The sequence below is a fragment of the Rhodopseudomonas sp. genome (assembly GCF_013377015.1).
Classification (GTDB): Bacteria; Pseudomonadota; Alphaproteobacteria; order Rhizobiales; family Xanthobacteraceae; genus JARJEH01.
In genome coordinates this window covers 44,258-56,185 of the sequence record NZ_JACABA010000007.1, presented here as the reverse complement: position 1 = coordinate 56,185, position 11,928 = coordinate 44,258, and the positions used below count along the sequence as shown (strand labels likewise).

Sequence of the window (11,928 nt, the reverse complement as noted above, 5' to 3'; positions counted from 1 at the left end):
ATTGGACATTATGGTTGACTGGACAGACGACAGGATCGCCGCGCTTTCAGACAAGGATCTGAAGACACTGCTGGTCAACGCCGAGCGCAAATCCGCCACCGAGGTGATCGAGAAGTGCAAGACCGCACTCGAAACCCGCGACGCCGCCAAGCCGCGCAAGGGGCCGAAGCCGCGCACCGAGGTCAAGGAATTTGAACACCAGATGGCGGGCGAACTCGCCGCGGTCGGCACCGCCCTGGCGGCGACATATGACCTTTCGGAAGAGACCGCGAAGGCACATTCGGCCGGCGTGAAGGGCTTCAAGGCGCACCGGCTGCTGGACGCCAAGGGCTTTGCCAAACTCGGCGGGATGCAGCGCGACGGCTCGGTGGCGATCGATCGCTACATCTCCTATCGGCGCGGCGCCGACATCGTGTCGCTGAGCGTCTTCCTGCTGAAGGACCAGCCGCTCGAGGCGCATGAGTTTCACGTCATCGCGCCGCGTGCTTTGCTGGACGGCGGCAAGCCGATCGCCGAGATCCGTCCGACCGCGACGCCGGAACAGAAGCAGTCGGCCGACAGCGGTCTTGCCTTCAGGGACCTGCCGAACGCAGCAGCGGCGTTCGAGACGGCGCTGGCCAAGATCACCGCCTGACGTTCCGTGCTTTCGGTGCGCTGCGCGCCGTGCTTCAATCGTCAAAACCAAAACCAAAACCAGAGGAAACTTCCATGTCGGCATTGGCCAAACGCGTCGTTCTCGCCGCCCGCCCGATGGGCGAGCCGAAACTGTCGGACTTCCGGGTCGAGGACTACGCCATCCCGACCGCGGGCGAGGGCCAGGTCTTGCTGCGCACCATCTGGCTGTCGCTCGATCCCTATATGCGCGGCCGGATGAGCGAGGGGCCGTCCTATGCCCAGCCGGTGCCGGTCGGCGGCGTGATGGAAGGCGGCACGGTCTGCGAGGTCGTGGCCTCGCACAATCCGAATTTCGCCAAGGGCGATTTCGTGTTGTCGCATTCCGGCTGGCAGTCCTACGCACTGGCGGATGGCAAGGGCCTGCGCAAGATCGATCCGGCGCTCGGTCCGATCTCGACCGCGGTCGGCGTGCTCGGCATGCCGGGGATGACCGCCTATACGGGGCTGTTGGACATCGGCCAGCCGAAGGAAGGCGAGACCGTGGTGGTGGCCGCGGCGTCCGGTGCGGTCGGCTCGGCGGTGGGCCAGATTGCCAAGATCAAGGGCGCGCGCGCGGTCGGCATCGCTGGCGGCAAGGACAAGTGCGACTACGTCAAGAACGAACTCGGCTTCGACGACTGCGTCGATCACCGCGACCCGGATCTCGCGGCCAAACTGATGGCGGCCTGCCCGAAGGGAATCGACGTGTATTTCGAGAACGTCGGCGGCGCGGTGTTCGAAGCGGTGTTCCCGCTGCTCAACGCCTTCGCCCGGATGCCGGTGTGCGGCTTGATCGCGCAATACAACGACACCGCGCCGACCACGCCGAAATGGGCCAGCGCGCTGATGCGCAACGTGCTGACCAAGCGTTTGACCATTCGCGGCTTCATCGTCAGCGATTTCGCCGCGCGTCATGGCGACTTCCTGCGCGACATGTCGGGCTGGCTGCGCGAGGGCCAGATCAAGCACCGCGAATTCGTCACCGAGGGCCTCGACGGCGCGCCGGCAGCCTTCATCGGCCTGTTGAAGGGCGCCAATTTCGGCAAGCAGCTGGTCCAGGTCGGGCCGGACAACAGCTTCGACGGCTAGCGTCGGCGCCGGCCGACCGGAAATGCAAGGGTGGCGCCGCTGGGCGGTCTATGCTTTCACCGCTGGTGGCGGACAAGCATGCCGCATGCGGTGATGGACGGTCGCGTGCTGAGAAGCAGCGAATGAGATGGGCGCGCGGGTCGCTGTAAGCGCGCAACGCCAGCCTTATCTTCAGATCGCTTCAGGAGCGATATGCGCTCACTGATGTTGTCGAGCGAAGCGCTTGACCGTAGCAAAGAAAGCCGGCTGTGACCGCGGTCGCAACGGCTCGGGAGCATTCACCATTCGGCGCTGGGAGCCGGCATGCTTGACTTCAACACTTGCGACAGGGCGCGGCGACAACGCGACCGGGCTTTAGATGGCGTGTTCTTCACTGCCGTCGCCACGACGGGAATCTACTGTCGGCCGATCTGTCCTGCGCAACCGCTGTCATGCAATGTGAGCTTCTATTCGAGCGCAGCCGCGGCGGAGCGTGACGGCTTCCGGCCATGCCTCCGGTGCCGGCCGGAGACGGCGCCCTTCTCGCCGGCATGGAACGGAACACGGACGACCGTCGGGCGCGCGCTGCGATTGATCCAGGCCGGGGCGCTGGATAGGGGGCCGGTCGGAGGATTGGCTGACAAGCTCGGCATCGGCGAACGCCACCTGTGTCGTCTGTTTCAAGCATATCTTGGATCGAGCCCAATGGCCGTGGCGAGAACATGCCGTGTGCAGCGCGCCAAGCGGTTGCTGGATAGCACCGATCTGCCCATGACCGAGATCGCCGCGCGCTCCGGTTTCGCCAGCACCCGCAGCTTCAATGCGACATTTGTTGACGTGTACGGGCAGTCGCCAACCTCGATCCGGACCCGACGACGTGCGCGGACAATTGGACGTCATGCCTCGGATGGAAGTACGCGCCGTTAACGCGGCGTCGCATGATTGATCGAGTCTGAAACCTGCCAGCCAGATCACGCGGTCGATGCTAGACAAAATGCGACCGACGATGTGGCTGCAATTGAGCGGCCACTTTCATTCTGTGCAAACGATCGTGGAGTCGACCGATGGCGAACCGTAGCACCAGCAAGACATTTGGCACCGTCAGCGCCGATAGGCAGAAGGAGATGAGTGGACTGGAGTTTGTTCAAGGGCTCGTCGACGGCACGCTGCCGCTCAATACGATCGCCAAGACGCTGGGCTATGATGTGATCGAGGCTGCGAGCGGGCGCGTCGTCGTTGCTGTCGAGCCGAATGGGACTCACCTCAACCCCGCAGGCACGGTGCATGGCGGCCTTGCGGCGACGCTGCTTGATAGCTGCATGGGCCTCGCCATCCAGTCGACTTTGGAAAAGGGCGTCGGTCAGACCACCGTAGAGTTCAAGATATCGCTGGTGCGACCGATCACGCCCGAAACGGGCCCGGTCAACGCAGAGGGCGTGGTGGTGAATTGCGGTCGCCGAATCGGCATTGCCGAAGGCCGAGTCACCGATCGCATGGGACGGCTGCTGGCCCATGGCACGACGACGTGCCTGATCTTTCAGGCCTAGCTATCGCCAGCCTGATCCGATCAGCCCCGAGCCCGTCCTCAAGAAAACAAACGCACGGTGTGCGGCGCTTACATCACCCGGTAGCGGATCGCGTAGCTGTCGTCCGGTGCGGTCGGCGGCGATGCCTCGACGCGATCGGCCAGGTGCCACGGGCCGAATGCCGCGGAGCGACTCGGATTGGCGGCCAGCCGCAACTTGAACAAATGCTGGCCCTGACCGGGCAGGCTGAGAATGACCATCCGGTCCCTGGTACGGAAGTCGAGCGGCACCGATCCTCGCAGGATGTTGCGGCCGGCATCGGACGATCCGACGGCTTTTAGTTGCGCGATGGTCTGGTTGCGGTCGGTGTGCAATTCGATCTGGGTGTCGCCCGTGGCCGCCGCCAGCGCGGCCGCCGGCGGCAGCCGGATTTCGAACTCGACCGCCGGCTTGTTCGGATTGATGCCGAGATAATCCAGCGCGGCGTGTCGCATGTCGGAGGCCGCGAAGGCGAGCAGCGCGAGCGCCGCGACGGTGGCGGCGCCGTGTTTCACCACGTCGCGGGTCGAGCGATAGCCGCTGCGAAAATACAAGGTGAGCGCGATGGCGACGGCGAGCGCCGCGGCGGCGCCCGCCAGCGCCGACGTCGCAAGCCCAGCCCAGCTGTCCGGGCCGTCGGCCGACAGTCCCGCGACCCTGCCGATGGTGGTGACAAGGTCTGTGATGCCGCCGCCCAGCGCGTCGATCATGGTCGTCAATCCTGAACCGATATAGGTCATCGCTCCACCGCGGGGCTCCGGCCCCAACACGACGGGAACTTTTCAAGCCTAGGTCGCGGCCGCGCGGCCGAAGGTTCAAGGCGGCCGGCCGGGATCGATTGTCATTGCCGGACGCGCTCGCTATAGCGGGGTCCGCAACGCCGCCACGGGAGGCCTCAATGTCGGTTCAGATGATACTGCTGCCGGTGTTCGTGCTGGTTACGCTGACCCTGGTTCTGCTGTTGCGGAGCCATTTTGCCCAGCGCAAACAGGGCGGCTCGGGCGGAAGCGGCGGGGCCGTGGACGACGTGCTGTTCGATCCGCAGCAACTCGCGGTATTGTTCTACGTACTGATCGCGATCGCGCTGCCGCTGCGGCATGCCGACCTGGTGATCGTGCTGTTGTCGTGGGTGTTCGTGGTGACGCGGTTCGTCCATGCCGGCATGTTCGTCACCGCAAACGGCTCCGGGAACCGTTCGATGGCCTATCTGGCCGGCGCCCTGGTGCTGCTGGCGATGTGGGTCTATTTCGCGCTGCGCATCCTGCTGCTGATCTGACGACGTCGCTGCGCCGCTCCATTCTGACCGAAAGACGTTCATGACTCCTGCCGCCCGGCTGTCCGCAGCCATCGATCTGATCGACGCCATCGACACCCAGCGGATTCCGGCCGCCAAGGCCTTGAAGGAATGGGGCACCGCGCATCGTTACGCCGGCTCCGGCGACCGCGCCGCGATCGCCGGCTTGATCTGGGACGTGCTGCGCCGCCGCGCCTCCAGCGCCTGGATCATGGACAGCGACAGCCCCCGTGCGCGCGTGCTCGGCATGCTCAAGGTCGAGCGCGGCATCGATGTCGAGGCGATCGCGGCGCTGTGCGACGGCGGCCGCTTCGCGCCGGCGCCGTTGTCCGACGCCGAGCACGCCGCCTTGGCGTCGCGCACGCTGGACGACGCGCCGCCGCACATCGCCGGCGACTATCCGGAATGGCTCGACGGCGCGCTGGCCGAAGTGTTCGGCGATCAGCGCGTGGCCGAGGCCACCGCGATGGCCAGCCGGGCGCCGCTCGACCTGCGGGTCAACACGCTGAAGGCCAAGCGCGACAAGATCCTGGGCTCGCTGGCGCATCTCGGCGCGCACCCGACGCCATGGTCGCCGATCGGGCTGCGGATCGATCTCGGCGCCGACGCTCGCAATCCCGGGGTGCATTCCGAGGAGGATTTCATCAAGGGCGCGATCGAGGTGCAGGACGAGGGCTCGCAACTCGCCGCCCTGCTGTCCGGCGCCAAGCCCGGCGAGCAGGTGATCGACCTGTGTGCCGGCGCCGGCGGCAAGACGCTGGCACTGGCGGCGATGATGCAGGGCAAGGGGAGGCTGATCGCCACCGATTCCGACAAACGGCAGCTGGCGCCGATCTATGAGCGGCTGTCGCGCGCCGGCGTGCATAATTGCGACATCCGCACCCCGAAGGGGCCAAACGACACGCTGGCCGATATCTACGCCTCCGCCGACCTGGTGCTGATCGACGCGCCGTGCACCGGCACCGGCACCTGGCGCCGGAACCCTGACGCCAAATGGCGGATGCGCCCCGGCGCGCTGGAGGTACGGCAGAACGACCAGATCGCTGTGCTGGATCGCGCGGTGCCGCTGGTCAAGCCCGGCGGGCGGATCGCCTATGTGACCTGCTCGGTGCTGGCCAAGGAGAACGGCGCGCAGATCCGCGGCTTCGTGGCGAGGCATCCGGAATTTTCCGTGGTGCCGCCGGCGCAGGTCGCCGCGGCGCTGTGGGACAAGGCCGACGGCTTCCTGGCCGCGACCTGGCCGTCCGACGAGGGGCTGCTGATGACCCCGCGGCGGACCGGAACCGACGGGTTTTTCGTCAGCGTGCTGCGAAGGCAGGGCAGCTAGCACGGCGTCATTGCGAGCGCAGCGAAGCAATCCAGAGCCGCGGGCTCAGCCTGGATGGCTTCGTCGCTGCGCTCCTCGCCATGACGGAGCGCGCTTTTCAGGGTTGCGAGCGCCCCCCCAGTCGCGTAATTCCTTGCCATGACAGCTTCCAGCAAAACCACCGTTCCGCCGTCCGATCCGTCGCCGCATGTCGCGGCGGCGCATGACAAGATTCTGATCGTCGATTTCGGCAGTCAGGTGACCCAGCTGATCGCGCGGCGGGTGCGCGAGGAGGGGGTCTATTCCGAGATCGTGCCGTTCAACAAGGCGGAAGCCGCATTTGCCGCAATGAAGCCGAAGGCCGTCATCCTGTCCGGCGGCCCGGCCTCGGTGCTGGACGACAATGCTCCGACCGCGCCGCTGTCGATCCTCACCGCCGGCGTGCCGGTGCTCGGAATCTGCTATGGCGAGCAGACGATGGCGCAGCAGCTCGGCGGCACCGTCGAAGCCGGCCATCACCGCGAATTCGGCCGCGCCCAGATCGAGATCACCGACGATTGCGCGCTGTTCGACGGGGTCTGGGAGAAGGGCGGCAAATACGACGTCTGGATGAGCCATGGCGACCGCGTCACCAAACTCCCCGAGGGGTTTCGCGCCGTGGCGAAAGCGCCGGGTTCGCCGATCTCGGTGATCGCCGACGACGTCCGCAAATTCTACGCGATGCAGTTCCACCCCGAGGTGGTGCATACGCCCGACGGCGCCAAACTGCTGCGCAATTTCGTCCGCAAGGTCGCTGGTCTCACCGGCGACTGGACCATGCGGGCATTCCGCGAGGAAGCGATCGACAAGATCCGCGCCCAGGTCGGCAACGGCAAGGTGATCTGCGGGCTCTCCGGCGGCGTCGACAGCGCGGTGGCGGCAGTGCTGATCCACGAGGCGATCGGCGATCAGCTCACCTGCGTGTTCGTCGATCACGGGTTGCTGCGCAAGGACGAGGGCAAGACCGTCGTCGACCTGTTCCGGCATCACTACAACATCCCGCTGGTGCATGTGGACGCGGCAAAACTGTTTCTCGGCGAACTCGCCGGCGTCAGCGATCCGGAACTGAAGCGCAAGACCATCGGGCGGCTGTTCATCGACGTGTTCGATACCGAGGCCAAGACCATCGGCGGCGCCGATTTCCTGGCGCAGGGCACGCTGTATCCCGACGTGATCGAAAGCGTGTCGTTCACCGGCGGGCCGTCGGTGACGATCAAGTCGCACCACAATGTCGGCGGCCTGCCCGAACGCATGAAGATGAAGCTGGTCGAGCCGTTGCGTGAATTGTTCAAGGACGAGGTCCGCGTGCTCGGCCGCGAACTCGGCCTGCCGGACATCTTCGTCGGCCGCCATCCGTTCCCCGGACCGGGCCTCGCGATCCGCTGCCCCGGCGAGATCACCGAGGAGAAGCTGGAAATCCTGCGCAACGCCGACGCGGTCTATATCGACCAGATACGCAAGGCCGGCCTCTACGACAAGATCTGGCAAGCGTTCGCCGTGCTGCTGCCGGTGAAGACCGTCGGCGTGATGGGCGACGGCCGCACCTACGAATACGTCGTCGGCCTCCGCGCCGTGACCTCGACCGACGGCATGACGGCGGATTTCTACGGCTTCGAAATGAGCTTTTTGGGCGCGACCGCGACGCGGATCATCAACGAGGTCAAGGGCGTCAATCGGGTGGTGTACGACATCACGTCGAAGCCGCCGGGAACGATCGAGTGGGAGTGAGGGCTAACGCGCTGACAACATAACCACGGCCCATCTTTGGGCCGGAGGCGAAACTCATGCTTTCCAACTGGGCCGGACTTCGTTCGCGCAGCGGTCGATGGTCCGGAAAATGCTTCCCACGCCAGCGTTTATCCCGACACTCGCGGTCCTGTTCAAATACGGACTTTTTGATAGCCCCGCCCGGTCACGAAGCCTTGTTCGAGGCACCACTTACGTGTCAATCCGGCGCCTGTGTTGTTGGAATAGGCCTTTGCATCGGGACGGAAGCGCAAAAAGGACGGCCAGGAGGACGGCGCCGGATGATTGGTCTTAACGTGTGTCAGCACCTCTTCCTCATCTCGAAGGTCCGTGATTTCCTTTACGACGTAACGGCTTCCCCGCTCCGTCGTGTAGTCTAGCGCCGCGTGCACGATAGTGTGCCGTCGCTCCGGCCTGAGGTGCCTGCGCGCGAGAACCTGCTGCAAGAGCTGATTTCGTTCATCCCAATCCCGATAGTACAGATTCGCCATGCAGTTCAGTATCTGATGCTCGTTAATTGCATCGACGTCCGCTTTGTGTATCACGTCGATCCAGCCGGCACGTTGCAAGGTGTGATAAATGGCGGAGTCGTACACGATGGCGCAGAGGCTGGGTGAAAGTGGGAGAAGAAAGACCGCGCCGGCCGTCTTAACGCCAAAGCTCCGCAGTCCCTTATGGCGGCGCTGAAGATGCAATCGGTTTGTCAGAACGGCGGGGTCATCCGAGGTAACGAACTGCCGGTCGGTGCGATTTCTCGCGATGCAGACCTTCAAATCGTCGACGATTGACATGCTATCAGCGAAATGAATCATCGCGGTCTGGACCGCGATCTTCATCGCCTCCTGCATTGAGGGAATTGGAATATCGGATCCCGGCACATCGAACATGGCGGCAGTCATCTCGGCCGCCTTGCGTGAGGCCGCCTCAGTTCGCATGTGTTGGAGCAAGACAAACCGCAGAATGACGATACGGATTTTCGGATTGACGGCAGCATTATCGCCACTAAGGAAGCGTATGACCTCTCCATATGGGCTTTCGACGGAATTAATCGCGCGTTCGAGGCGCTCATCCTTTCCGTAGAAGTAGTCCCCGGAACACTGGCTCCTCACCGGCGCATTCTCGATCGGTTTCATGCGATCGATGTTGAGGATGTTTATCGCGAGTCCCGCGCCATCAAGTGTAAACGGCTTAAGATGGACGCGCGGTACATAGTGCTGGTTCTTGTTGACTGCCATCGATCGATTGCGTTCGTATCTAATTAAATCGGGACGTACGTATAGCCCGTAAGATCAGTGAGTTGAGCGCGAAGATATTGCTGAAAATTGCGCCCAATGATTGGTGTTTCCTCAGCGCGTTGGGCGGAACATCTTAACGTATCCCACCAAACATAGCATCGCCGTCGAGAGATGCTCCACTGTGCGCCCCCCTCTTTCATTCGTCGTTCGGTCGTCATAGCGCTCTTACGCCGATCAACCCCGCCGCTTTCGTCGTCCTGATCAATCGCTGATCAAACGTCACAAACCCGTCGCAGCCTTCGGCGCTGCCGAGATGCAGCGCATCGGCGAAGTCCATGCCGCGTTCGACGCGGTTGAGGGCGGTGGCGATCAGGGCGGGGTCTTCGAGCGTGACCCGGGCGAGGCCGGCGAAGCCGCGCAGCGCGGCGCAAATCTGCGACGGCGAGAAGCCGTAAACGCTGCGCAGCACCCATTCGGTTTCCAGCAGCACCGTGGCGGAGACGAACACGTCCTTGTTGTCGATCAGCGCGCGCGCCTTGGCCGATTGCCTTGGATGATCGCCGGTCAAGTAGCGAACGATCAGATTGGTATCAATCCCGAGCATGACGTCGTCGCGCTTCCATGGCGATCCCCGCGTCCATCTCTGCGAGCGTTTTCGCTGCGCCCTTGTGGGGCAGCGACGCGAACACCTCGTTCGGCTGCGTCTCGCGAAACAGCGGCACCTGCCGCAGCAGCACGCCGTCCGGAGTGTCCTCGACCTCAAGCCGGGTCCCCGACGTCCATTGCCGTCGCTCGCGGATTGCCTTCGGCAAGATCACCTGGCCCTTGGTCGAGACGGTCGTCTTCAATTTGTCGGTCGCGGCCATCAACCATCTCCCACTGAGTAAGACAGAGGTAAGATATGTCCTCCTCGTCTGCGCTGCAAGCCGCCGGGGACGATCGAGTGGGAGTGAGCCTCTCCTAAATGTCCAGTTCGGCCCAGATTGCCGCATGATCGGAGGCCGCCTCGACTTCCCGGGTGATCTCGGGGAGATGTTCGAACAGCGTGCCGTGGGTGCCGCCCCAGACTCCTTTGCGGAAGATCCCGCCTGCAGTTGCTTTCGCGAACAAGTCCGGTGACAGCAGGATGTAGTCGATCTTGTTCGACGCCGCGCAGTTCTTGAACGTGCCGGGGCGTCCGCCATCGTCGAAACCCGGCCATTCGCTGATATCCTTCAGCCCGGTCTGGCTGAACAGCGGACTGATCGCGTCGCTGTCGGGCGTGTCGTTGAAATCGCCGATGATCGCGATGTATTTGTAGCTCTGTCGGAGTTGTCGATAGATCGTGGCCACGCGCGTGGCCTGGCGTTTGCGCTTGGCGTCCGAACTCGACTGCGTTCCATAGCCCTTGCTCTTGAAGTGATTGGTCAGGACGATCAGCTTGTTGCCCTCGGCAGTTTCGATCTCGAACTGAGCACAATCGCGGCTGAAGATCACGCCGGCATCGTCCTCGTCGTCGACGTGGCTGGCAATGGAAACAATATTGAATTTCTTCCTGGTCATCAGCCCGACGTCGATGCCCCGATCGTCATTGCCATCGATCAGCATGACATGATCGTAGCCGGTGCCGTCGACGGCCGGCATCACGTCGCGGCAGAATCGCACCAGCGCCGGACGACTCTCTGCCTCCACCACGCCGAGAACATCGGCATCAAGCATCTTGATGACCCGCGCGGTGTTGCGGGTCGCTTCTTCATTGACCTGTTCCAGCACAAGATCGACCCAGCCGATCCAGTCGTCGCGACCATTGGCGACCACCTCGACCGGCTTGTTGGGGGGACGTTTGAGCAGATGTCCACGGTTCTGACGCAGGATGGCGTAGTTGCCGTCGTCGGATTTCTTCAAACCGAGGACATCGAGAAGTTCGATGATCTTCTTCTTGTCCGCGCTGCTGTAGGTGTTCTTGCCCAGGACGGCATTGATGTCCGCTTGCGCCTTCAAGATCTGCCGGCCTTCGGCTGAAAATCCGGGGCCGCTGAGGGCCCGCGCGCGCATGAAAAGATTTTCGACGTTATAGGATGCAAGTTTCATCACAGGCTCCCACTCGAAATGCGTTGCAACTAATAGTAGAAAATCGCGCGCAGCGCCAGCAATTTTTCCTTGTATCACGTTGGAGTAGCGGGCCATCGAGGATGGTGCAAATCAGTTGTCGCTCGTGGCACATGGTCCGCAGAACGAAACAGTCTCGCGCATTCCGTTGATGTCGCGGCCATCTCAGCACGTTTCGTTGGCGATAGGCCGTGCCGCGGGCTTTGATTACTATCGAGCCGCGCCGGCGAGGAATCGATCATGACCAGGCTTCCCCAAAAATCCGATTTCCCGGTCAGCCAGGTGCGGCGCTATCTGGAGCCCGGACCGATCGTGCTGCTGTCGTCGTGCTGGCAGGGCAAGACCAACATCATGACGCTGGGCTGGCACACCGTGATGGAATTCACGCCGTCGCTGGTCGGCTGCGTGATCTCCAGCGGCAACCATAGTTTTGAGATGATTCGCCGCAGCCGCGCGTGCGTCATCAACCTGCCGACCACGGCACTGACCGATACCGTGGTGGGCATTGGCAACACGTCCGGCGCCGAGATCGACAAGTTCGCGGAATTCGGTCTCACCGCGGAGAAGGCCGAAAAGGTCGCCGCGCCGCTGATCGGCGAATGCCACGCCAGTTTCGAATGCCGACTGCACGACGACGCGCTGGTCGAGAAGTACAACTTCTTCATCTTCGAGGTCGTGAAGGCGCATGTCGCAGCAACGCCGAAGCATCCGCGGACGCTGCACTACACCGGTGACGGCGTCTTCGTGGTGTCCGGCGAGATCATCAGCCGGCGTTCGCTGTTCCGACCGAACATGCTGGGGTGACGGCGGCCGAGCGCAGAAGACTGCGACCGGCGTCGATGAGCCGATTGTATTCGATATCCGGCGCAAGCGCGTTGGCGGAATAGCGCAGCGTATTTCGCCAACCAGCGCATATCTGGCACAATACGCTCC

At 63.3% G+C, this 11,928-nt stretch carries 13 protein-coding genes; 8 read left to right on the top strand and 5 right to left on the bottom strand.

All coding sequences use genetic code 11. The annotated features are described in order from the left end of the window. The first annotated feature begins 10 nt into the window (after positions 1–10). The 4 genes from HXX15_RS21505 (at position 11) to HXX15_RS21490 (ending at position 3,269) form a co-directional block, all read left to right on the top strand. Positions 11–634, top strand: coding sequence for a hypothetical protein (locus HXX15_RS21505; RefSeq protein WP_296518791.1), 624 nt, complete (start codon positions 11–13; stop codon positions 632–634). A 74-nt stretch (positions 635–708) separates the two neighbouring features. Beyond that, a complete protein-coding gene (locus HXX15_RS21500; RefSeq protein ID WP_296518789.1) occupies positions 709–1,743 on the top strand; it encodes an NADP-dependent oxidoreductase in 1,035 nt (344 codons plus the stop codon). Between the two features lie 303 nt (positions 1,744–2,046). Further along, on the top strand, positions 2,047–2,649 hold the full coding sequence (locus HXX15_RS21495) for an Ada metal-binding domain-containing protein (protein WP_296518786.1): 603 nt from the start codon (positions 2,047–2,049) through the stop codon (positions 2,647–2,649). Positions 2,650–2,786: 137 nt separating this feature from the next. Then, positions 2,787–3,269: a PaaI family thioesterase gene (locus HXX15_RS21490; RefSeq protein WP_296518784.1), complete on the top strand. Its 483-nt coding sequence runs from the start codon at positions 2,787–2,789 to the stop codon at positions 3,267–3,269. Between the two features lie 68 nt (positions 3,270–3,337). Here HXX15_RS21490 and HXX15_RS21485 read toward each other — a convergent pair whose 3' ends face one another. Beyond that, a complete protein-coding gene (locus HXX15_RS21485; RefSeq protein WP_296518782.1) occupies positions 3,338–3,997 on the bottom strand; it encodes an acriflavin resistance protein in 660 nt (219 codons plus the stop codon). A 188-nt stretch (positions 3,998–4,185) separates the two neighbouring features. Here HXX15_RS21485 and HXX15_RS21480 point away from each other — a divergent pair, with 188 nt between their 5' ends. From HXX15_RS21480 to guaA, 3 genes are all read left to right on the top strand, one after another. Further along, positions 4,186–4,563: an MAPEG family protein gene (locus tag HXX15_RS21480; protein WP_296518780.1), complete on the top strand. Its 378-nt coding sequence runs from the start codon at positions 4,186–4,188 to the stop codon at positions 4,561–4,563. Positions 4,564–4,603: 40 nt separating this feature from the next. Beyond that, positions 4,604–5,908, top strand: coding sequence for an RsmB/NOP family class I SAM-dependent RNA methyltransferase (locus tag HXX15_RS21475; RefSeq protein WP_296518778.1), 1,305 nt, complete (start codon positions 4,604–4,606; stop codon positions 5,906–5,908). Positions 5,909–6,046: 138 nt separating this feature from the next. Then, on the top strand, positions 6,047–7,654 hold the full coding sequence (gene guaA, locus HXX15_RS21470) for a glutamine-hydrolyzing GMP synthase (RefSeq protein WP_296518777.1): 1,608 nt from the start codon (positions 6,047–6,049) through the stop codon (positions 7,652–7,654). 152 nt (positions 7,655–7,806) lie between these two features. On the opposite strand, the gene HXX15_RS21465 is transcribed toward guaA, so the two are convergent. From HXX15_RS21465 to HXX15_RS21450, 4 genes are all read right to left on the bottom strand, one after another. After that, the gene (locus HXX15_RS21465; protein ID WP_296518776.1) at positions 7,807–8,907 is read right to left on the bottom strand and encodes a DUF4238 domain-containing protein; all 1,101 of its coding nucleotides are present in this window, start codon (positions 8,905–8,907) and stop codon (positions 7,807–7,809) included. 214 nt (positions 8,908–9,121) lie between these two features. Then, complete coding sequence (locus HXX15_RS21460; RefSeq protein WP_296518775.1) at positions 9,122–9,511, bottom strand: type II toxin-antitoxin system VapC family toxin; 390 nt, start codon at positions 9,509–9,511, stop codon at positions 9,122–9,124. Next, positions 9,498–9,773 (bottom strand): AbrB family transcriptional regulator, encoded by a 276-nt coding sequence (locus HXX15_RS21455; protein ID WP_296518773.1) that lies wholly within the window; start codon positions 9,771–9,773, stop codon positions 9,498–9,500. Before HXX15_RS21455 ends, HXX15_RS21460 begins: the two co-directional genes overlap by 14 nt. A 94-nt stretch (positions 9,774–9,867) precedes the next feature. Beyond that, positions 9,868–11,073, bottom strand: a complete 1,206-nt coding sequence (locus HXX15_RS21450; RefSeq protein ID WP_366558603.1) for an endonuclease/exonuclease/phosphatase family protein — start codon at positions 11,071–11,073, stop codon at positions 9,868–9,870. 162 nt (positions 11,074–11,235) lie between these two features. Between HXX15_RS21450 and HXX15_RS21445 the strand changes: the two genes are divergently transcribed. Continuing rightward, positions 11,236–11,799, top strand: a complete 564-nt coding sequence (locus HXX15_RS21445) for a flavin reductase family protein (protein ID WP_296518772.1) — start codon at positions 11,236–11,238, stop codon at positions 11,797–11,799. Positions 11,800–11,928: the final 129 nt, after the last annotated feature.